The following is a 22,224-nucleotide window of genomic DNA, read 5'->3' as shown; positions in this document are numbered from 1 at the left end:
GCAACTAAGGGGAATCTCGACTAGACTTATTCATATATGTGAATTTATTTTCGAAAGGTTTGGATGCTTTGGACAATAAGGTGCATAAAGTCAAGTCGGCCGACCGCGTATTGGATATTTTGGAGCTGTTTGCCGATGAACTGGACGGCTACAATATTACGGATATCGCCAACAAACTGGACATGCCGACGAGCAGCGCCTATATGCTGGTGCAGAATATGCTTGCCCGCGGCTACCTGGAGACGGATCGTTCGGGGAAGCTGTTTCGGCTGGGCTACAAAATATTTGAAATCCGCACGCGCTACATGGGCAGCACAAGCCTGATTTCGGAGTTTTACCGGGTCGCCGATAAAATCGTCGACAATCTGAACGAGACGGTATTTCTGGGCGTGCGCGGAGGCGATCAATTGATCTACATCGCGGAGAAGCAAATTCCCGCGCCGCTGCGCTTTACCACGCAGTTTGCCAAGACGCTGCCGCTGTACGCCAGCGCTTCAGGGAAAATGCTGCTGTGCAACTGCACGGAAGCGGAAATCCGCGAGATGTACCCGTCGGGCGAGTTAAAGCCGCTGACGCCGAATACGATAGCGTCGGTCGACGCGCTGCTGGCCCAGTTGGAGGAGGCGCGCAAGGATGGCGTCGCGTTCAATATGGGCGAGACGGTTAGCGACGTGCACTGTATCGCCGGTCCGATCTACGACCCGGAAGGAAACATCGTGGCGTCGATCAGCATTTCCATTCCGACTGGGCGTATTTCCGCTGAAAGTTGGAGCCGCGCCAAGGAATGGGTCCGGCAAGGATGTCGGGAGCTGACTTATCGGGTATATTGTCAAAATTGAAGAGGTTTCTTTCTATATCGGATTTGGTTTTTGTACGCAAGCGCTTTGCTGCTGGCCATATCATTCGTGAGAATGGGATGGATGGTGCTGTATTTGCGGCGGTGCGAATGGGAAGCTCCCATAAAAATCCCGGTTCCTTCGCACCTCAGTTTTTGTCGGATTTAGTCGTTTTTAAGCGGAGTCTAAAAAAGTCAAGTTTGGATTTATGTTTGTTTTCGATTGATTCTCTTGATACTTGTTATTTTTCATGCGAATTAGGCATTGATGTGACCTTTTTCGCTGTCGCACTCCGTATGGAATGCCTGGATTGAAACGTTTGTACCACATTGTCATTGATGGTACGGGCGCTCCGGTCGCACTCCGTATGGAATGCCTGGATTGAAACACGAACCAGTTCGACAAGATCGCGACGGAGCTCGTCGCACTCCGTATGGAGTGCGTGGATTGAAACTTTTGGGAAGGAAAGCTACCGTCATATTCCGGTGTCGCACTCCGTATGGAGTGCGTGGATTGAAACCCATATGGCGGGGCCGATCCGCTCGCGATGATCGTCGCACTCCGTATGGAGTGCGTGGATTGAAACAAAACACTTTACTGAAGACAATAAGTTACGTTAAGAGCACTCCGTATGGAGTGAGTGAACTTATGGCGACGTTTGGAGGCAGGAAGACCATGGCGTTCACGTCATCGCCGGCTAGTATCACAATGCGGCCAGACTGGACAAGGTAAAGGAATCCTTCGGGCTGGAGCCGTACGCTACGGCTGAGAGGCGGCGTCGGATTGAAACGGTTCGATCCGGACCGAGACGGTTGGATAGCAAGCGAATGGGCCAGACCGCCGAACCAGCGGTTTCGCATCGGCGGTCTGACCGCTCCTTTGGCGCGTTTCTTACGCAGCGAGGACGAAGCTGGCCACGGCGGAAGAAGACCGCACCTCGCTGCGCATGGTATTGGCTTGTTACGTCTCCGCTCGCGAAGGACGCCGGGTATCGTTGGACGATCCGGCCATATCTGGTATAAAGGATGTTTGTGAGCGTTCCTGCTCCTTCCGTTATTTATGGTGGGGGCTTTTTGACGTCCCTTTTAAAAAGCTTGAGATTCGGTTTCGATCCGAGAGGAGTTACGGGAATAGGAGGAATCATTTTCGTATATACAAATAAGATTTATAAATATGAAAAATATGTTGAAATATTCGACCTTCCGCGTTACCATGGAGTCGTGAGCGGACGATCCGTGCAGCCGCTCGTATGGGTGAAGCGGATCCGGCGAACCGATTCGGGACGATCCGGGGATCGGGCGCCAAGCAGTAGAAGGAACAATAGAAGCGTGGATAGGGGTGGAGCGAAGCATGCTTCAAGAGAAAACGATTCTCATCACCGGAGCGCTCGGCCAGCTAGGGCGTTCCGCCGTACCGATGTTTCTCGGACTGGGGGCGAACGTGATGGCGAGCGATGTCGTTCCGATTGAACAAGCGCCTCGCGTTGCGGCTTTAAAGGAACAATACGGAGAAGACCGGTTTCGGTTCATTCAGTCCGATGCGGCGGACGAGAATCAGGTGAAAGCGCTTATGGAGGAGACCGAGCGCAGCTTCGGACGGCTGGACGGTCTGTATTGCAATGCGTACAAGAACGTATGGAAGCCCATTCTGCAGCTGTCGCTCGAAGAATGGGAAGAAACGATGACCGGAACGTTGACCAGTACGTTTTTATGCTGCAAATACGCGTTACCGCTAATGATTCGCTCTGGAGGCGGCTCTATCGTCAATACGTCGTCGGTGCTCAGCCATATACCGAAGAGCGGCTGCGCCAGCTACGGGGCGGCCAAGGCGGGCGTCAATCAACTGACGCGTGTCATCGCCAAGGATTACGCAGACTCCAACATTCGGGCGAACGCGTTGCTGCCGGGAGATTTCAAGTCCGATGAGCGGCTCGCGTCGATGTCGGACGCCCAGCGGGAATCGATCGGCAAGGAGACGCTGCTCGGCCGCAGTGGCAGAGCCGACGAGATTAATCAGGTGGCGGCTTTCCTGCTTTCCGACGCCGCTTCTTATGTGACGGGATCGCTTTATACCGTCGACGGGGGGTTCCACTTATGAAATCGATTTGGATGCATGAACATACGCGCGAGGAAATCGGCGAATTTGCCCGGAACGGGGGAGCGGTCCTCGTTGCGCTGGCTGCCACCGAACAGCACGGTCCGCATCTTCCGGTGCATACCGACACGCTGATTGCCGGCCGCGTGGCGGAACTAGCGGTCCGCGGCGCCGGGGCCGAGGTGCCGCTGCTGCTGGCGCCGGTCCTGCCGATTGGCTGCTCCGAGCATCATTTATCGTTCGGAGGCACGATCTCGCTCTCTCCGATGACATACTTCCAGGTGCTGAGGGATATCGGGGAAAGCCTGGTGAAGGACGGCTTCCGCAAAATCATTTTCCTGAACGGCCATGGCGGCAACGAACCGATGATGCAGCAGGTCGCTAACGATCTGGCCGTCCGTCATCCGATCTGGACGGCAGCTGCATCGTATTGGTCGCTGGCGCGCGAAAGCCTCCAGCATATCGAGGCAAGCGAGGTAGGACCAGTGCCGGGCCATGCCGGCGGGTTCGAAACCTCGGCGGTGATGGCGCTGGCTCCGGAGCTCGTGCGCGAAGACCGGATCGGTACGTCCCATCCGGAACGGGATTGGATCTTCGCCGGTCCTGCCGGGGCGTTTGTAGGAAGGCACGGCGAGCTGACCGGCTGTGACGGCTTCACGGACGCGCCTGTGCGGGCGACTGCGGACAAGGGGCGCTTGTATGTGCAGACGATCGCGGATAGCGTATCCGGCTGGCTCGTGCGCACGGTTCAGGCGATGGAGAGAGGGGAACAAAGCGTATGAGTTATCGCGAGGGACGGAAGCGGGTAGCGGTTATTGTGACGGAGTACCGGTTCAACGCCCATGCCGATGTCATTCTTGGCAGGCTGCTGGGGGATTTCGACTATACGCCGCAAGTGGAGGTCGTCTCAATCTACACGGACCAAGTGCCCGACAACGATATGAGCCGGGAGATGGCGGCGAAGCGGGGCGTGCCGATTTATCCGACGATTGAGGAAACGGTCCGGGCGCCCCATATCGACGGAACGATCGACGGAATCATTATTATCGGGGAGCATGGCGATTATCCCGTGAACGAGAAGCGGCAGAAGCAGTATCCTCGTTACCGGCTGCTGAAGGAAACGCTGGAGGCGTTGGATGGGCTTGCGTTGACGGTGCCCATCTTCTCCGACAAGCATCTGTCCTACGACATGGGCGAGGCGAAATGGATGTACGACGAGCTGAAGCGCAGGCGGATTCCGTTTATGGCAGGCTCCTCGATTCCCCATACGGACCCGGTCCCGGCATACGATCCGGAGCTGCTCGTGTCGGCCAGCGAATGGTTGATCATCAGCTTCTCGACCTCGATCGAGGCATACGGCTACCACGGGCTGGAGGTGCTTCAATCGCTTGCCGAGAAACGGCGCGGAGGGGAAAGCGGCGTGCGATCCGTTTGGGCGTTGGAGGGAGCGGACGTATGGGAGGCGATGGACCGCGGCGAATGGCCGGAGCAGCTGATGCTTCAGGCGCTCGGGGCCTACCCTGACGTCCCCGGCGGTCATCCGCGCGTGCAGCAAGCCGATCCGGTGCTGTTCGCCGCCGACTATGCGGACGGTACGAAAGGGTATGTGATCCAGTTCAAGGATCTCGTCGATCAGTGGGGCTATGCCTTCCGCACGGAGAACGGGGGGGTGACCGCAGCCCGCTGCGACAGCGAGAAAGGCCGTCCGTTTGGCCATTTCGAGAGGCTGACCAGGCTGGTGGAAAACTTTATCATAAGCGGCAAGGAGCCGTTTCCGATGGAACGCGTCTATATGAGTACCGGTCTGATCGACTACGGGATGGAGTCGCTGTATACCCGCAACCGGGTCGATACGCCGCTGCTCGATATTCAATACGATGTGGAGAAAGGGAGTTGATCGGACGAACATGAGCAGCAGGGGAGAGCAGCACGCGAATCAGGCCTCGCCGGAAAACATTTTGCAGCGACCGCCTTTCTCGATGGCGGTGCGCAGCGGCTCGACCGTGTACGTATCCGGTCAGGCGGGGATCGATCTTCAGGCCAGGAGGGTGGCTGGTCCGGACCTGGAGACGCAGATGGAGTTTACGATGCGCAATATTGCGGATATCCTGGCCAAGGCCGGGTTAACGCTGGACAATATCGTTCAGATGACGGTGTACTTATCCGACCGCAGCTTGTATATTCGCTTTAACGAGCTGTACCGGCATTACTTTCAGCCCCCTTATCCGGCGCGTACTGTCGTTTATTGCGAACTGAACTATGATCTGCTGCTGGAGATCGACGCCATCGCGACGACGGAAGCCGACAAAACTTATTATTAGTAGGGTGCCTTGAAAAAAGGAGCATCCGACGACGCTGCCGCCCCCGGCTAACTCCGGGGGCGGCGCTTGCGTTTGCCCGCTTAGGTGGAGTGTCCGCTGCCGAACAGCTCGTTCAGCATTTTATCCCGGTTGTTGAGAAACTGCTTCGTAATGATATAGGGGTCGGTTTCCTCGTAGGCTTTCAACTCGATGCCGTCCGCCGTCAGTTGATAGATCGTCGCTCCCGGATAGGCCATCAAGATCGGGGAATGCGTCGAGATGATAAATTGCGAGCTTGCCTCCACCAGCTCACGCATGCGGGCGAGCATGGCCATCTGCCGCAGCGGGGACAGAGCCGCTTCCGGCTCGTCGAGAATGTACAGCCCTTGTCCGCCGAACCGGTGCAGGAACGCGGCAAAAAACGATTCCCCGTGGGACTGCTCGTGCAGCGATTGGCCTCCGTACGAATCGCGGATCGGCGGGCCGAACGAAAAGTCGTTGTCCAGTTCCTCCATATGCGTCGCCAGATTGTAGTAGCTTTCCGCCCGGAAGAAAAAACCGTCGCGAGGCTTGCGGCTTCCCCGCACCAGCCGGATATGCTCGTGCAGCGCGGAATGGGAGGGGCGCGTGGCGAAGCTGAAGTTTTTCGTACCGCCTTCCGGGTTGAACCCCCAGGCAACGGCGATCGCTTCCATCAAAGTGGATTTACCCGCTCCGTTATCGCCGACGATGTAGGTCACCTGGGGATGCAGCTCCAATCGGTGCAGGCTGCGAATGGCACCCAGGTGAAACGGGTATTGCCGGAAGGAAGGAATGCCCGTCCTGTCGAGTTCGACCCCTCTGAGGTAAGGATCGCGTAAATCCATCGTGATCAGCTCCTGTCGCGCCCCTTGGGCTTTGCCCGAACGCCCTGCGTATTTTCCATAGTATACTATGAACCCGATCCGGCTGCCTATCGGCATTCGGAGGGCCGACAGAGCTTTCTAAAGCGGTTGCCATGGACGGAACATGCCGGGAGACGCGCGCGCGCAGCCGAATCGTCCGGTGTTCATCCAGCTGTGGTACGCATCGTTACGGGCGCTTCCGCCTTAGCGCGAAGAGCAGGACGGCGGCTACAGCGGCGGCGGCCACGCCGGCTGCGATGGAAACCGGCACGATGGATCGCGAACGGTCCTCCGGTCCGCTGCCCGCGACCGGAGCGTATCCGGCACCCAAGGCGGCAAGCTCCTCGGTTGCGGCGGCAAGCGGCTTCGTCCGTTCGCACAGTCCAGTCTTCAGTTTTCCGTCGGCTTCATAAGCGAAGACGATAAACCGTTCATTGGCGGCAAATCCTTCGTACCCGCAGCTCGGCGAAGCGGATGCCGTGTAGACGACTGTTTCGGCACTAACCTGTCCTTTCCATACGTCCTCCACTTGCAATTTCACGGCCACCAAATCGGCGGTAGACACGTTCAGGCCTTTCGGCTTAGCCACCGAAACGACCTTGCCGCTAAAAATGGCCGATTTGCGAACGAGCTCCTCCGCTACCGGTCTTGGACCGGCGCAGGAGCAGGCCGATGCCTGATCCGGTACAACGAACAGCCACATGCCTAGAGCGAGCATTCCACAGACTGCCCAGAACAGCGTTTTTTTTGCCATGGCGATCACCCCCCCTAACAGACGCGGCAGAGGTCCAAAATGTTCCAGAGCGTATATTTTTTGTTCAGTTCCGTTCTCTATACTAAAGCGGGACTCATACCCATATACGAGGAGGGATCGTATGTATTCATTAGGGAAAAAGGTAACGGCCGAGATGATCGGCACATTCGTTCTTGTGCTGTTCGGCTGCGGCAGCGCGGCTACGGCGGGAGGGGAGCTGGGGTACACGGGCATCGCCCTGGCGTTTGGCTTGTCGATCGTGGCGCTTGCGTATGTAATCGGCCCGATCTCCGGCTGCCATGTGAATCCGGCCGTATCGCTGGCCATGCTGATTGGAGGAAAGCTGTCCGGCCGCGATTTTATTGCGTATCTTGTTGCGCAAGCCGCAGGAGCCGTGGCAGGTTCGGCGCTGCTGTACGCCATCTTCCACTCCGCCGGCAAGACGGCCGCCAACCTTGGACAGAACGGCTACGGAGACGGTTACGGCATCGGCATCTCTGCTCTGATGGCTGTCATCGTGGAGATAGTGCTGACCTTCGTGTTCGTCTACGCGATCATGGGGGTTACGTCCGAGCCGGCGAACGGGAAGGTGGCGGGATTGGTCATCGGGCTTACGCTGACGCTCGTCCATCTGCTCGGCATCGGTCTGACCGGCACGTCGGTCAACCCGGCGCGCAGCTTCGGACCTGCCATTCTGCTTGGCGGGGAGGCACTCTCCGAGCTGTGGGTGTTCGTGACGGCGCCTTTCGTTGGAGCGGCGCTCGCCGCTATCGCGTTCCGGACACTGAACGTCCGCAAAGCGGGCTAACTCCGCTCTGCGGATCGTCGCGGCTGCACGTCGGCTCGCAAAGCAGGCGTGTTTTATTCCGCGGAAACGGTTTTCATTGATGCAAGTGAAACGCGGATGGCCAGACCGTATCGGGCAAGGCCATCCGACCGGGCGGATGGGCCGGGATGAAAGACGCAGGGGAAGCACTGCTCTCGCATACAGGGCAGACTTCGGCCATCCATCCGATAGCCGTGCCGCCCCCGGTTGGCGGCCTTACAGCTCGACGATCGTCAATGCTCCGCTATCGGAAACTTTCAGCTTGAATTTGCTTCCGTTGGGCGAAGTGAGCACGACGCCATGACCGCTTTGGATAAAGGTCAAATCTCCGGCAACGTAATCGCCGCTATTGGCCAAATATTTGTTCCCGCCGATCGAGTAGGAATGACCGAATACCCGGCCTAGCCGTACGTCCACGGCATATTGCCCGGTAAACGTAAACTTGATTTTGCGCACTCCTTTCATCAATCCGTTCAACACATTGCTTCTTAGCGTGTAAGCGGGCAAATACCGCATATGCTGCATATCTTGTACGGTTGTGTAAAGCACCCCGTCCAAATCGGTTACATCCAGCCGGATTTGTTCGGGGCATCGATTGTACATGAAGTAAATCCCCACATTTTCAATGCCGCCGGTGACATAATCGTTGGCGTTTCCGTAATAATGGTTGCCGTTAAAGACGACCTCAAATGCAAAGACGGCACCCCCCGCCAAATTCAGCCTCAAGTATTGATTGGTTTTTCCTTGAAAAACATGGTCCAGATTCCCTTCGACAATCTTATCCGCCCCGCTTACGATCGATACTTGATGAAGGACGGGCGCGGCGTGAAATATATCTTCGTAATCCCCGTTGTATTTCCGGTAATCGCCGCTCGGCAAATACGTCAATTTTTCTTTATACGGGATTTTGTGGCCGTTCAGGTCGCGCAAACTCAAATAATTGTATTGCCCCGCGTCTATATAGTTGCTGCCGTCCAAAAAGTTTAAAAAGATCTGGTTTTGCCGGGTCGACGGCGTCAGGTTGACCATCAGGCAATTTTTATTGATGGCGTCCCAAATAAAAGCGTTCACGATATTGCCCCGGCCTTCCAAATGGATCATTTCTTTACACCGGTTATTGTACTGAAGCTGCACGTTGTTGAACGTATTGCCGTCTACCTGATTGAGCGCCGTATGATCGCCTGTCCCGTAAATATAATAATCGCAATCGCTGATCACCACATTGTTGAGAATGTTCCCGGTGATGTAATTATAATTAACCGTATCGCCGACATGGGGAGGAGCGTCCATGAAAATCCCTTTGCCGAAGCCTCTGATCCGCAAATTGTTGAACCTCACGAAACTGAGTCTGGACGGAGCGGAGGCGGCATCCAAATGAATGCCGTTTCCCGTATTGTTCAGCACATTCCCTTCTATGCGGAGCGTTTCGATATACGTATATTGATAGGATACACCGGTGACGAGAGCGGCGTTGAGGTACAAGGCGGATTCCGTATAGCCGTTTACGTCGACATACAGATACGCTTTTCCGAGGAGAGCCGTATCCTGCTGCATATTCAATCCTTTTGTATTCGCTTTCAAATGCAGCCTGGACCCTTCGACAAAATACAAAGCGACCTGCCTCTTTAAATCGAGCATATGCGTAATAAGATGAATGCCGGTTAGCACCAAAGTCCCTCCGCCACTTGCCGCGATAGCATCGATTCCCGCCTGGATCGCTGACGTGTCGTCGGTTGTCCCGTCGCCCGCCGCCCCGAAGTCGATAGCAAGCAGCCCGCGCTCCTCTACGTCCCTCTTCAACTTGGTAATCTGCTCTTCCAGCCCGTCGCAAGTCCCGTACACGCTTTCCGTAACGCTCGAATCGGCGAAACTCGTCGGCAGCCAAGATTGCGTTCCCAGTATCGCCCCGGAGATGCCCATCGCCGCCAATAGCTTTCTTCGGCTCCATTGTTGATCCGTACCCTGCTGCTCCGGTTCCGTCTGTTTCGAATTATGCATCCTATTTCCCTCCTTGTCGTAAAGGCGGCTTGGCGACGACAGACCATTCGCGCGGACAATCCGCCTCTCTTCCTTTATCATCGGACAAAGGGCGCCCGGCCGTATACTTGCAATTTGTCTTTCGGATATTCAAAAAGTTACAGTACCCCGTTCATGCATAATCCATTACGATAAGGCATAAGAGGCTTTCTTGTCGGGATAATGCCCGGAACGGCGCGCCAAGCCGGATCGCGGAAGGCCGATTCCCGGCGCATGGCTATATAAGAATGAGGACAAGCGAAATCTTCGTTACAACGGGGAACGTAACAAATTGAAAGTACCAAATACAAATTGCGACTATACTCCCGGACGCCGGAACGGTCATTATGGAATCGGGGATTCCGTCCGTACCGGGCCGTTTGGGAGGAGAAGGGGAGAAGCGTATGAGAAGCGGAACAAGCGGCAGGGAGAAAGGAGGGCAGGGGGGCGAACGGTTGAAGAAGCGCTTGAACGCGGGGCTGCTAACGGGACTCGCATGTTTGGTGCTGGTCGTGCTGCTCGCCGCATGCGAGGAGAAGGAGGAGGCCCAGGGGGCTTCTCCGTCAGGCGAAGCGGTGGCCGGCGTGCCGGATGGAGCCGCGGCGGCGCAGCCGTTGCCGGTAACGGTTGGCTTTTACCCGGCGATGCCGCTCACCGATGCCGATTTCGACAAAATTATCGTACAGCCGGTCCTTCGCAAATATCCGCACATTACGGTCAAGCGGATGGGCGGCAATTTGACCAATATATTCGCTGCGGGCGATATACCCGATCTGATCCAGACGCATAACGGATTGTTGCAGGAATTGTACGATAAGGCCATTGTCGGGGATATCAATGCTCTCGTTCGCAAGCATGGCATCGATCTGAACCGGTTCGACCGCGCTATTCTCGATTCGTTGCGCACGGACCGGGGAGAGCTGCTCGGTCTTCCCTATGCGGTTAATTTTACGGCCTTGTATTACAACAAAGGGCTGTTCGACAAGTTCGGCGTCCCCTACCCGCTGGACGGCATGACCTGGTACGACGCGATCGAGATCGCGAAGAAGCTTTCCCGTCGGGAGGGGGGCGTTGCCTATCGCGGACTGGACCCGGAAGGCATGAGCCGGATCGCTCGCCAGGCGGCTCTTGATTACGCCGATCGGACAACGATGAGATCCAATATGATGAATCCGGGCTGGAGAACCGTTTTCGAAATCGCCAAAACGATTTATACGATTCCCGGCAATGAAGTGAAGGACGTCAACGCGAGCAACGGAATCGCCGACTTTCTGCAAGGCGCCGTAGCGATGATGGCCACCGTCAACTTGTTCGACCAGCTCGGAGACGCGACGGCGCAAGGACTCGATTGGGATGTTGCGGAATACCCCGGCATACCGGGAGCTCCGCATGTCAATACCGATGTGGACGCGCATATACTCGTCATCCCCCCAACGGCGAGAAACAAAGATGCCGCGATGCTTGTGGCGGAAGCGGTTACTTCGGACGAGACGCAGCTGATTATGACCAAGGAAACGGCCCGCTTGTCGCCGCTTCGGGACCCGGCGCTCCAGAAGGCGTTCGCATCGGACATGGACTTCGTCAAGGACAAGCGTATCGGAAGCATTTTCAAAAGCAACAGGATTCCTTCGCCAATTCGAACGAATTATTATTCGGACACGAAGGCATTCGGACTGAACAACTTCAAGGACTATGCAAGCGGCGCGAAAGACTTGAATACGGCTTTGCGCGACGCCGACGAGCAAATCGACAGTTATCTGGGCACGCAGCTCGGAAAAAAATAAACAGCAGGGGGAATGGCAATGTACAGAAAATCCGGTTTAGCTTTATCCGTATTGGTGGCGGCGGCAGCCGCGATGGGAGGGTGCGGCACAGAACAGGCAAGCGCTCCGTCGGAACGTCCTTCCGCTCCGGAAGCGGCGGCTCAAGCGGAGCCGGTTACGGTTACGATCCTGAGCACGGGAGGACTGCCGGAAGCCGAGTTGGATATGATGTACGCCTTGGCGATGAAGCAGTACCCGCACATTACGATCCAAAAACTAACCGGAAAAATCGAAAACCTGATCACCACGGGCGATACGCCGGACATTATTATTACGCATACGGGAAACATCGACTCGTATCTCGATTTCGGTCTGCTGACTGACATTACCCCGTTGGTCAAAAAGCACAAGGTGGATTTGAGCAAGCTCGATCAGGTTGCACTGAACGCCCATCGCGTGACCAAGGCGGACGAACTGAACGGTCTTCCGTTCTGGGAAAATTTTATCGCTTTATATTACAACAAAGATATTTTCGATAAATTCGGGGTGGAATACCCCCGGGACGGGATGACCTGGCAAGAGACGATCGAGCTGGCGCGCAAAGTGTCCCGGACAGACGGTGGAACCAAGTATCAAGGACTGGCGCAGTATGCCATTCAGCGGTTCGGACGCATTATGGGAGCTTCCTTGTACGACCCCCGGAACAAGAAGGGCACGTTCGAAACGCCGGAATGGCGGTCGGCTTTCGAGCTGATGAACAGCATTCATTCGATCCCGGGCAACGAGGCGCCCGTTCCGTTTACAACGGTGAGAAACGACAGCTTCCTCAAAGAACGGAATTTGGCCATGTACGCTACGGTCAATCTGCTGACGCTGCTGGCCGACGCCGGCAAATCGGGCATGAACTGGGATGTCGTCCAATACCCGAGCTTGCCCGGACATAAGGACGTGTTCGACGAGGTCAACGCCGGATCGCTCGCCATTACGAGCACGAGCAAGCATAAGGATGCGGCGATGCAAGTATTGGCGGCTTTCGTGTCGGACGAGATGCAGTCCATGATCGCCAGGAAGCTGGCCCGGCAAACGGCCATGCAGGACCCGGCATTCAATAACCAGCTAGGCGCCGATATTCCGGAGCTGAAGGGCAAAAACATGACCGGCATTTTCAAAAGCCATGCCGTCGATTTGAAAAACCGCGGGAAATACGTCGGACAAGTAGGGACCATACTGGAAAAGCATTTTGTCAATTACTACAACAAGCAGGTCGATGTCAATACGGCGCTGCGGGGGGCAAACGAAGAAGTGAATAAACTGCTGGACGGGCTCCAATAGCAAGCCGGCAAAAGCGTTATCCGTCCCGATAACAGTCGACGGGCCCTATGTACAAGCCTTCATCGATCCCTTACAATAGGGGTGACGTTCGTTGGACGGACTGGAGGCGGAGCATGAAGTCGACAACCAGGAGGATGGGATTGGCGGCGACGGCGGCCGTTGTGCTCGTCGGAGTTTGCTGCGCGCTTGGCCTAACGGCGGCACGGCTTGTGGAACAAAACGATAACAAAGAGCAATCGATTACCATAAAAGCGTTTGCCGGCTACTCTCCGGCCGTTGCCTCGGACTGGAACCGGATGCCGCTGTGGCTGCAATATGAGAGGTTGAGCGGCATTCATATCGACTGGCAAACCGTACCGGCTTCGGAAGTTGCGGACCGGCGCAACCTGCTGCTGTCCCGCAGCCCGGGGGAGTGGCCGGACATCTTGTACGGCACGCAGCTGTCCCCGCTCGAGCTGGTCGGTTACGGCGCTTCGGGCGTTTTGATTCCGCTGGAAAACCTGATCGACCGAGAAGCCCCGCATTTGAAAGCGCTGTTGGACCGTTATCCGGACGTGCGCCGGGGGCTGACGATGCCGGACGGCCATATTTATTCGCTCCCGATGCTGTACGATCCGGAATTCGGCTCCATGCTGACCGGAGAGAAGCTGTGGCTGAGCCGGTCCTGGCTCGCGGCGCTCGGCGAGAGACCGCCGGAAACGACGGAAGAGCTGTACCGCTTGCTGAAGCGATTCGCCTCGAGCGACAGGAACGGCAATTACAAGCATGATGAAACCGCCCTGCTCGTCCAGGATATCGATTCCTTGGAGCTTGTACTGAAAGGGGCCTGGGGTTTGGGTAATCGCGGTGCCGAGCACCCGTTTGTGGACGTCAACCCGAGATCGGGGGCGTTGAGGTTTATTCCGACGAGTCCCGAATACAAGGAGATGCTTCAATTCATGCGTCGCCTGTACGAAGAAGGGCTTCTCGACAATCGCCTGTTCGCGATCAACGAGAGCGAATTTTTGCGTCTGATCCGCGAAGAACCCGTCGGGGCTTTCGTCGGCAACGGTCCGCCGTCCTCCGTTGAAGGCGAATACGCGGCAGGGGCCGCTCTCGCCGGTCCCCGCGGAGACCGGCTGTTTGCCGGGGTGCATCATCCGCTGCATCGCGCAGGGGCTTTCGCCGTTACTTCTGCGAATCGTTATCCGGAAGCGGCGATCCGCTGGGCCGATTATTTCTATAGCGAGGAAGGGAACCGGCTGTTTTTCCTCGGCTCCCCCGATGAAACGTACCGTCCGGCGGCCGAAAGGGCCTCCGCTTTTTCCGATTCTACAGCAGCCGTGATCGGACAAGGCGAAGACGCCAAGTCGGAACGGAGAATCGGCCAATTCCTGATCTGGCCGCGCGCCGAATATCCGGGCATCGTGCGGAAAACCACGTTTCCGGGAGCCGAGTCGTCGGCGTCGGCGCAGGCAGGGGCGAGCCGGCTCCAGCCGGCGCTCCCCGCCGAGGTGTGGCCGGGCTTTACGTACACGCCGGACGAGAACGATTTAATGATCGCTTACAGCGCGGATATTCAAGGCTATGTCGCCGAGATGCGCAATCGTTTCATAACCGGCGAGGTAACGTTCGAAGCGTGGGACGATTATGTGGTATCGTTACGCCGCAAAGGTCTGACCGGCTACATGGCGATTTATGCATCCGCTTACAAACGGTTTGCCATGCCTTGATTCGAGGAGAGAATAGCCATGATTCGTTATGCCGGAAGGGGGCTCGCCGGTTATGTGCTGTCTTACATCGCGCTCGTATGCGTCGCGCTGTTTATCGTAGGGCTCGCTGTATACGGGACGTTCTTCCGCTCCATGGAGCGGGAAATCGCCGGGACGTCCGTCTCCATGCTGAAGCAGGTGCGGGATGTGACGGATGCGCGCATGATGGATATGAACCGTATCGCCCAGTTGATTGCCGGAGATCCGGATCTCGTCTCCGACGTACCGGCCAGCGAAGGCTACCGGATGGGCCAGAAAGTGCGAAGCTTGGCCAAATTCAAGGCGGCCAACGGCTTTGCCGGCGAGATCGCGGTTTATTTTCGGGGCAAGTCCGGGGACCGTATTTATACCGCAAGCGGTATGTACGACCTAAACTCTTTTTTCGGAGAAGCCTATCGGTATGCCAACTGGGACAGCGATATGTTTCAGGCGGAGTTCGCGCAGCTGCGCCAGCCCTTTCTCCGTCCGTTGGAGCCGGTTACGCTGAACGGCGTCGAGACGCGCAACCGGGCAACCTATCTGTACCCGCTCCCGTTGAACGCAAGCCGTCCTTACGGAGTGATCCTGTTTCAGATCGACGAGCGCGAATGGAGCGGCATGATCCGCAATGTGCTCAAAAACGAAGCGGGTTATGCCTATATCGCCGACGATCGCGGACGGCTGATCGCTTATGCGGCGGAACTCGGCAAGGAAGAAGAGGCGGCTCCGCTGCTCGAGCGGCTGCCCGGCGACTTGCCGCGGGATAGCGTGCGGACCGTTACGCTTGACGGGGAGAAGCTATTCGTGACTCGCATCGTATCCGGATATAACGGCTGGTCGTTCGTTAGCATTTTGCCGGCGGAACGGGTGCTCGGCTCCGTCATTCGAAGCCGCGCCGTATTCGCGGTTTCCGTGCTCGGCGTGCTGCTCGTCAGCGTCATGCTGTCGTTCGTGCTTGGAGCGCGCCAGTACCGGACCGAGCGCAGGCTGCATACCGTCATCAAGAGCCAGTCGCGGATCGTCATGGAAAAGGAGCTGCTCGATTTGATTCGCGGCAAATCGAAGGAACCTGACGAAACGTCGCCGGCCTTGTCGGCCATGCCCGATTTCCCGCACGAGCGCTTTGTCGTCGCGCAGCTGCTGATCGATCGTTTCGGACCAGTCTCCGTCGGCGGCATCCGTTCCGGTACGGCTGTCATGCTGTTCAGCTTGAAAAACGTGCTGGAGGAGCTTGCCGGCGATCTCGGCCAGGGCTGGACGCTGGAAGGGGTGGAGCCGGGCAGCATCGTGCTGGTGCTGAGCTTGAAGGAGGACTGCGGCGCAGAGCAGGTGAAGGAACTGGCGGACAAGGCGAACGTCTTCCTCGAGCGCCACTTCCGCTTTACGTTCACGGCCGGAATCGGCTGCGTATATGGGGGCCCCGATCTGATCTACAAATCGTTTCTCGAAGCCAACTACGCGGCGCGCAGCCGTTATCTGCTCGGCGGGGGGAAAACGTTCGTCTACGCGAGCCTGCGGGAAAAGGAGCCAGATCATTACCGTTATCCGTTCGACCTTCACCCGCTCCTTTCGGCAGCGATCCGCAAAGGAGACAAGGACGAAGCCAGCTCGCGAATTCGCGAAATCGTCGCGAGTCTATCCGGGCAGCCGCTCGATGTCGATATGGGAGAACGCCTTTCCTTCGATCTCATTCATACGATTATGAAGACGATTGCCGAGTCGGGCATCGAGCTGCCGGAAGAAGCCGCGGCAAGCTTGACGGAGCTGTTCGCGACCCGGTTCGAGACGATCGCCGAGCTGGAGACTGCGGTCGTCCGGTTTTGCGGGGGCGTATGCGACGATATCGCGTCGCGCAAGGAGAGTAAAAATGCCGAACTGCTGGAGCAGGCGCTGGCTTTAATCGACCAGCATTACACCGACGGGAGCTTGTCTTCCGAAGGCATCGCCGACACGCTTGGCGTCTCGCGCTCCTATTTATCCCGATACTTCAAGGATCAGACCGGAAGCCCGCTCATGCAATATGTAGACGGCGTTCGCATGACAAAAGCAAAGGAGCTGCTGGTCGGAACCGACTTGAGAATCAAAGACATCGTCGAGCGAGTCGGGCTCACCGATCCGAACAATTTCTTCCGCAAATTCAAAAAACGCGAAGGCGTCACGCCACTGGAATACCGTGGCGCGAGAGGAAGGAGCAGAACGGAAGCTGCCAGAGAAGGAGTCGGAACGATCCGTTCTTAGTCGGCACATCATGCCCGCCACGTGCGGAATTTCCGTTTGACCCGTTCGCCTATGCCGTTCTGTGGTATGATGAAGATCAGGGTTTGCATGACCACATGACGGCGGAAGCGAGGGTGCGGATTTATGAAAGCGGATAACAAACGGCAGCCGCTGACAGAGACGAGCGGACTTCCGGAGCCTCGAGCGGAAGCGGCAGCAATGGAAGCCGTGACGGGAGCCGGCGTGACGGAAACGGGAGCGGATCCGGCTGTGGAGGCGGGATTCGGCGCGAGCCGGAAGACGGAAACGGAAATGAAAGGAAACGAGGCGTTTCTTGTCGATCCGAGCGACAAAAAAGCCGTCCGGCAATCGATTTTCCGCTTGGCCGGTCCGTCTCTCGTCGAGATGATGCTGACCAACTTCACGCAAATGCTCAGTATGATTATGGTCGGGCGATTAAGTCCCGAAGCGGTGGCTACGGTCGGCTTGACGAACCAGCCTTTTTTTCTTTTATTGGCCCTTTTCTCCACGCTTAATGTCGGAACGACGGTCATCGTGGCCCGTTCGATCGGATCGGGACGTCTGGATGAGGCCGACCGGGCGGCAGGACAGGCGTTCTTGCTCAATATCGTCTTGTCCGTCGTGCTAATCGCGCTGAGCTATACGTTTGCCGGCGATTTCCTGAGGCTGATGGGCGGAGCGGAGGATGTCGTGGCCCATGGGCTGGCTTATGCTAAGCTCGTCTTTCTGTCGCTAGGGTTTACGACGATATCGATGGCGTTCACCGCTACGCTGCGGGGGGCCGGAGATACGCGGACGCCGATGAAGATCAATGTAGTTGCCAACATTCTGGTCGTGCTGATCGGCTATCCGCTCATTTACGGCTTTGCTGGCTTTGAAGGCATCGGCATTACAGGCGCTGCGGCTGCGACAATCATTGCCCAATTCGTGTCGATGGCATGGGTGACGGCCGTTATGTTCAGCGGCAAATACAAAGTCCGGCTTTCGTTTCGCCATCTGTTCCGCATCGACCGGGCGATGATCGCCCGTATCGGCAAGATCGGCTTCCCGTCCGCGATCGAGCAGATCGTCATGCGGCTCGGCATGCTTGTTTTTTTCAAGGTTGCGGCCAGTCTCGGGACGATGGCCATTGCGGCGACCCAGATCGCGTTCAGCATATTCGGGCTGTCCTTCATGCCCGGCATGGCGTTCGCGATCGCCGCCTCCACCTTGGTCGGTCAGGCGCTGGGCGCGCATAAGCCCGAGCTCGCCGAGCGTTACGGATGGCAGGTTCGTAAAATCGGCATCATCGTCGCCGGAGCGATCGGCGTCGGCTTCATTTTGTTCGCGCCGCAAATTATGCTGCTGTATACGACCGAGCCGGCTATTATCGAGAAGGGCTCGTTGTCGATCCGCATTATGGGCTTTATCCAGATTTCCCAAGCGACGCAGTTCATCCTGAGCGGAGCGCTGCGGGGAGCCGGGGACACGCGTTACCCGCTTTACTCTACCTTTATCGGCGTATGGGGCTTTCGGGTCGTGCTGAGCTTGCTGTTCGTGTACGGCATCGGTATGGACTTGTACGGCATATGGCTGGCCGCGGCGGCGGATCAATTCGTCCGCTCGTTTCTAATTATGCGCCGGTTCAAGAAAGGGGCCTGGAAGACGGTGCGGGTTTGATTTGCATAAACTTTAAAAGCCGGACGACCTTAGCGGGTTGTTCCGGCTTTTTTGGCAACCAGTCATATTTTGCCGCGCCCTCTCGTATGGTTAGAAGTAGCTTAAGGAAAGGAAGGGGAACGATTGCCGCAATCGATGTTGGAGGGCTACGAGACGCCCGGCGCATTCGGCAAAGACATGCTGCGTCTGCTTGTACGGGATGCGCATGCGGTCTATGCGTATTGGGAAATCTCGAACCGCAAAAAATGGCTGGCCTCGCAGCATTTCGGGTGCGATTACGGACAGCTGTCGAAGGTGCTGCGGCTGTATGACATCACCTATATAAGGTTCGACGGCCGCAATGCCAACCGCACGACCGATATCGAGCTGACGCCCGAAGCCGACAACTGGTACATAACCGGCTTGAATGGGGATGCGGCTTATGCCGTCGATTTTGGCGTTTACAGTTGGGAAAGGCAATTTATTCCTTTCATCCGTTCTAATGTCGTACAGACCCCGCGCGCCGGTTCGACGGACCGGGACGCATCGTCTGCGGACATCGTTCCGGTAGCGTCTGCGGACGGCCAGGCGGTCTACTTGCCTCGAGCCGGTTTGGAGCACTTCGGTTCCGGATAACGGCGAGCATACCAAACCAGTGCAAGAGCGGGAGACAGATAGAACCGAATGATGAACGTTCATTCCATTGGGGGTAGCGATGTACAAAAGATGGAAAGCGAAGGCCGAGCCGCAAGGATATTTGGCTTTGGTGCTGCATGCGCATTTGCCATACGTCCGTCATGCCGAGCGCGACGACGTCATGGAGGAAAGATGGTTTTACGAGGCGATGACAGAGACGTACTTGCCGCTGCTCGACGTGTTCGAGAGGCTGGTTCGGGACGGCATCGGATACCGCATCACGTTCTCGGTGACCCCGACGCTGCTGGCGCTGTGGACCGATCCGCTGATGCAAGCCCGGTATGCGGCGTATTTGGACCGCATTATCGGACTGGCGGATAAGGAAACCGAGCGTCTGAGCGATGACGCCCGGCTGCGTCCGCTGGCGGTTATGTACGCGGAGCGGTTTCGAGGCTTGAAGGCGTTGTACGAAGGCTGCGGCCGGAATGTGGCGGCGGCGTTCGGCCGTCTGCAGGAACGCGGCGTTCTCGACTTATGGACGTCGGCGGCGACGCACGGGTATTTGCCGTTGATGAAGACCGAAGAGGCGATTCGTGCGCAGCTTCGCACCGGTATCCGCGAGCACGAGCGGCATTTTGGGCAAAAGCCAGCCGGACTTTGGCTGCCGGAGTGCGCGTATACGCCAGGCATTGACAGATTGCTGAGGATGGAGGGCGTCCCTTGCTTTGTCGGCGACGCATCCGCCGTGGAATATGCTTCGCCGGCTCCGGGCCGGGGACTGTTGGCTCCGCTGACGACGCCTTACGGCTTATCCGTATTCCCGCGCGACCGGGAATCGTCGGAGCAGGTGTGGAGCGCCGCCGACGGCTACCCCGGGCACGTCGACTACCGCGAATTTTACCGCGATATCGGCTGGGACCTCGGCTGGAACGACGCGGACGAATGGGAGTACATCCGCCCGTATGTGCTGTCGACCCACGAACGCGTCAATACCGGGATGAAATATTACCGCATTACCGGCAACGGCCAGCATCGGGAGCCCTATAATCCCGAGTGGGCCCGGGGGGCCGCCGCCGAGCAAGCCTCGCATTTCCTCTCCTGCCGTGCCAGACAGGTGGAAGCCGGAAGCGGCTGGCTGGATCGCCGCCCGATCATCGTGTCGCCTTACGACGCCGAGCTGTTCGGCCATTGGTGGTACGAAGGCCCGATCTGGCTGGAAATGCTGTGCCGGCAGGCCTACCACGATCAGCACCGTGTGAAGCTGATGACGCCGGGCGACTATTTGCGGCAATACCCTACGTCCGATGTCGGCTGCATCAACGAGTCGAGCTGGGGGCGCAGCGGGACTTCCGAAGTATGGCTCCAGCCGGCCAATGATTGGATTTATCGGCATCTTCATCAAGCCGAGGACCGCATGGTCGCGCTGGCTGCCCGTTACGCCGAACTGGCGCAGCAGGGCGACGCTGCACCGGGGGAGCTGGGGGCCGAGTCCGGGCCGCTGTCGCTGTCGCGGGCGCTGAACCAAGCCGCCCGGGAGCTGCTGCTGGCGCAAAGCAGCGACTGGGCGTTCATCATGGACAGTCGTACGGTCGTCGACTACGCGGTCCGCCGGACGAAGGATCATCTCGGGCGTTTTAACCGGCTGTGCGGCATGATCGAGGACGGAGGAATCGACGACGCGTACGTCGCGGCCTTGGAAAGCCGTCATCCTTGCTTTCCAAGCGTCGACTACCGGGATTACGTTCCCGCGCAGCCTTCCCCGGCACCCGTTCATGTCGCCCTGCGGGCTTCCTCCGAACCGCTCGATGACGGCTCGGAGCCGCCGCCGGCCACCTTCATGCTGGCGTGGGAATACCCGCCCCAATCTGTCGGCGGCTTGTCGCGGGCCGTGGCCGACCTGGCCGAGGCGCTGGCGGCGCGCGGGGAAGCGGTTCACGTAGTCACGACGGAAGCGGCCGGCGCCCCTGCTTACGAGATGCGCAACGGCGTGCATGTGCACCGTCTGCCGGTGCTTTGTTCCGGCGACACGGACTTTTACCATTGGACGTTCGAGATGAACATGGCGATGGTCGACTACGTGGTCGCTTGGAAGGAGCGCGGAGGCCGGCTCGATCTGCTGCACGCCCATGACTGGATGGTCTTTCACGCTGCCCGGGAGCTGAAGCACAGCTACGGCGTGCCGCTGGTCGCCACGATCCATGCGACGGAATGGGGCCGCGGGCAGGGGCGGCTGCACAGCGAGCTGTCGCACCGGATTCATGAGCTGGAGTGGAAGCTGACGTACGAGGCGAGCCGCGTATTCGTATGCAGCCGGCATATGAAGGAAGAGGTCGTCCGCCTATTCGGGCTGGACGGGGAGAAGGTCGATATAGTTCCGAACGGCATCCGTACGGCCGCCGGGCCGGATCGGCGCGAAGCGAACCCCGAAAGCGTAGAGCGGGTGGAATGGGAGGCCGGAAACGCGGAGCCGTCGTTCGGCGGGGCGAATGCCTCCGAACATGCCGGGTCGGCGGATTCTTGGGCCCGTTCGCATTGGTTTGCTCCCCACGACCGGATCATGCTGTTTGTCGGCCGGCTCGTCTACGAGAAGGGCGTTCAGGTGCTGCTCTCCGCCATGCCGTCGATCCTGTCCCGGGTTCCTGGCGCCCGGCTAGTTGCGGTCGGGGCGGGACCGATGCGGGAGCAGTTAGAGCGGCAGGCCGCCGAGCTCGGACTGGGCGAACGCGCCTCGTTCTGGGGCTTTGTGGATGACGAGACGAAGGCTCGTCTGTATGCCGCCGCCGATCTGTGCGTGTTCCCGAGCCTGTACGAACCGTTCGGCATCGTGGCGCTGGAGGCGATGGCGGCACGCAGACCGCTCGTCGTCTCGGACACCGGAGGACTTGCCGAGCTGGTGGAGCACGGCCGGGACGGCTTCAAGGCGCTTCCCGGACACGTCGAATCGCTGTACTGGCACATCACCGAGCTGCTGCTCGATCCGGCCGCAGGCTCGGAAATGGCGGAGCGGGCTTATGCCAAGCTGGAGGAACAGTACAACCCCGCGAAAATCGCGGACCGGGTCCAGTCGCTTTACGATTCGTTGACGCACCGGGTCCGCAGGCTGCCGCAGACCGCGGCCGAGAACGCGGTACAGACGATATAGAGGAATACGATATAAAGGAATACCAAAGCTATTTT

At 57.9% G+C, this 22,224-nt stretch carries 16 protein-coding genes and 1 CRISPR repeat array; of the genes, 13 read left to right on the top strand and 3 right to left on the bottom strand.

Annotated features, from left to right (window positions below):
* The first annotated feature begins 68 nt into the window (after nucleotides 1-68).
* The 5 genes from ABD796_RS07380 (at nucleotide 69) to ABD796_RS07360 (ending at nucleotide 5,251) form a co-directional block, all read left to right on the top strand.
* On the top strand, nucleotides 69-839 hold the full coding sequence (locus tag ABD796_RS07380) for an IclR family transcriptional regulator (protein ID WP_344905258.1): 771 nt from the start codon (nucleotides 69-71) through the stop codon (nucleotides 837-839).
* Between the two features lie 281 nt (nucleotides 840-1,120).
* A CRISPR array of direct repeats spans nucleotides 1,121-1,422; the repeat unit is 33 nt; unit sequence GTCGCACTCCGTATGGAGTGCGTGGATTGAAAC.
* Between the two features lie 764 nt (nucleotides 1,423-2,186).
* Nucleotides 2,187-2,933: an SDR family NAD(P)-dependent oxidoreductase gene (locus ABD796_RS07375; protein ID WP_344905255.1), complete on the top strand. Its 747-nt coding sequence runs from the start codon at nucleotides 2,187-2,189 to the stop codon at nucleotides 2,931-2,933.
* Complete coding sequence (locus ABD796_RS07370; protein WP_344905252.1) at nucleotides 2,930-3,712, top strand: creatininase family protein; 783 nt, start codon at nucleotides 2,930-2,932, stop codon at nucleotides 3,710-3,712. Before ABD796_RS07375 ends, ABD796_RS07370 begins: the two co-directional genes overlap by 4 nt.
* On the top strand, nucleotides 3,709-4,827 hold the full coding sequence (locus tag ABD796_RS07365; protein WP_344905250.1) for a hypothetical protein: 1,119 nt from the start codon (nucleotides 3,709-3,711) through the stop codon (nucleotides 4,825-4,827). The genes ABD796_RS07370 and ABD796_RS07365 overlap by 4 nt, the downstream gene beginning before the upstream one ends.
* Nucleotides 4,828-4,837: 10 nt before the next feature.
* The gene (locus ABD796_RS07360; RefSeq protein ID WP_344905247.1) at nucleotides 4,838-5,251 is read left to right on the top strand and encodes a RidA family protein; all 414 of its coding nucleotides are present in this window, start codon (nucleotides 4,838-4,840) and stop codon (nucleotides 5,249-5,251) included.
* Nucleotides 5,252-5,331: 80 nt separating this feature from the next.
* On the opposite strand, the gene ABD796_RS07355 is transcribed toward ABD796_RS07360, so the two are convergent.
* Nucleotides 5,332-6,096 (bottom strand): AAA family ATPase, encoded by a 765-nt coding sequence (locus tag ABD796_RS07355; RefSeq protein ID WP_344905244.1) that lies wholly within the window; start codon nucleotides 6,094-6,096, stop codon nucleotides 5,332-5,334.
* Nucleotides 6,097-6,301: 205 nt separating this feature from the next.
* Nucleotides 6,302-6,868: a hypothetical protein gene (locus tag ABD796_RS07350; RefSeq protein ID WP_344905241.1), complete on the bottom strand. Its 567-nt coding sequence runs from the start codon at nucleotides 6,866-6,868 to the stop codon at nucleotides 6,302-6,304.
* 121 nt (nucleotides 6,869-6,989) lie between these two features.
* Between ABD796_RS07350 and ABD796_RS07345 the strand changes: the two genes are divergently transcribed.
* Nucleotides 6,990-7,676, top strand: coding sequence for an MIP/aquaporin family protein (locus ABD796_RS07345; RefSeq protein ID WP_344905238.1), 687 nt, complete (start codon nucleotides 6,990-6,992; stop codon nucleotides 7,674-7,676).
* 234 nt (nucleotides 7,677-7,910) lie between these two features.
* Here ABD796_RS07345 and ABD796_RS07340 read toward each other — a convergent pair whose 3' ends face one another.
* On the bottom strand, nucleotides 7,911-9,692 hold the full coding sequence (locus tag ABD796_RS07340) for a glycosyl hydrolase family 28-related protein (RefSeq protein WP_344905235.1): 1,782 nt from the start codon (nucleotides 9,690-9,692) through the stop codon (nucleotides 7,911-7,913).
* A gap of 422 nt (nucleotides 9,693-10,114) precedes the next feature.
* Here ABD796_RS07340 and ABD796_RS07335 point away from each other — a divergent pair, with 422 nt between their 5' ends.
* The 7 genes from ABD796_RS07335 to ABD796_RS07305 all read left to right on the top strand — a co-directional run bounded on the left by ABD796_RS07335 (nucleotide 10,115) and on the right by ABD796_RS07305 (nucleotide 22,189).
* Nucleotides 10,115-11,494, top strand: coding sequence for an ABC transporter substrate-binding protein (locus tag ABD796_RS07335; protein ID WP_344905232.1), 1,380 nt, complete (start codon nucleotides 10,115-10,117; stop codon nucleotides 11,492-11,494).
* An 18-nt stretch (nucleotides 11,495-11,512) separates the two neighbouring features.
* The gene (locus ABD796_RS07330) at nucleotides 11,513-12,805 is read left to right on the top strand and encodes an ABC transporter substrate-binding protein (RefSeq protein ID WP_344905229.1); all 1,293 of its coding nucleotides are present in this window, start codon (nucleotides 11,513-11,515) and stop codon (nucleotides 12,803-12,805) included.
* A 113-nt stretch (nucleotides 12,806-12,918) separates the two neighbouring features.
* Nucleotides 12,919-14,517, top strand: a complete 1,599-nt coding sequence (locus ABD796_RS07325) for a type 2 periplasmic-binding domain-containing protein (RefSeq protein ID WP_344905226.1) — start codon at nucleotides 12,919-12,921, stop codon at nucleotides 14,515-14,517.
* An 18-nt stretch (nucleotides 14,518-14,535) separates the two neighbouring features.
* Entirely contained in the window at nucleotides 14,536-16,773 is a 2,238-nt protein-coding gene (locus tag ABD796_RS07320; protein ID WP_344905223.1) for a helix-turn-helix domain-containing protein, read from the top strand.
* Between the two features lie 123 nt (nucleotides 16,774-16,896).
* A complete protein-coding gene (locus ABD796_RS07315; RefSeq protein WP_344905220.1) occupies nucleotides 16,897-18,432 on the top strand; it encodes an MATE family efflux transporter in 1,536 nt (511 codons plus the stop codon).
* A gap of 123 nt (nucleotides 18,433-18,555) precedes the next feature.
* Nucleotides 18,556-19,047: a DUF4912 domain-containing protein gene (locus ABD796_RS07310; RefSeq protein WP_344905217.1), complete on the top strand. Its 492-nt coding sequence runs from the start codon at nucleotides 18,556-18,558 to the stop codon at nucleotides 19,045-19,047.
* A gap of 79 nt (nucleotides 19,048-19,126) precedes the next feature.
* Nucleotides 19,127-22,189 (top strand): 1,4-alpha-glucan branching protein domain-containing protein, encoded by a 3,063-nt coding sequence (locus ABD796_RS07305; RefSeq protein ID WP_344905214.1) that lies wholly within the window; start codon nucleotides 19,127-19,129, stop codon nucleotides 22,187-22,189.
* Nucleotides 22,190-22,224: the final 35 nt, after the last annotated feature.

It is taken from the genome of Paenibacillus hodogayensis (assembly GCF_039536325.1).
GTDB classification, from domain to species: Bacteria; Bacillota; Bacilli; order Paenibacillales; family NBRC-103111; genus Paenibacillus_AB; species Paenibacillus_AB hodogayensis.
Note: the sequence above shows the minus strand (reverse complement) of the source record. Positions and strands in the feature narration are given on the sequence as shown.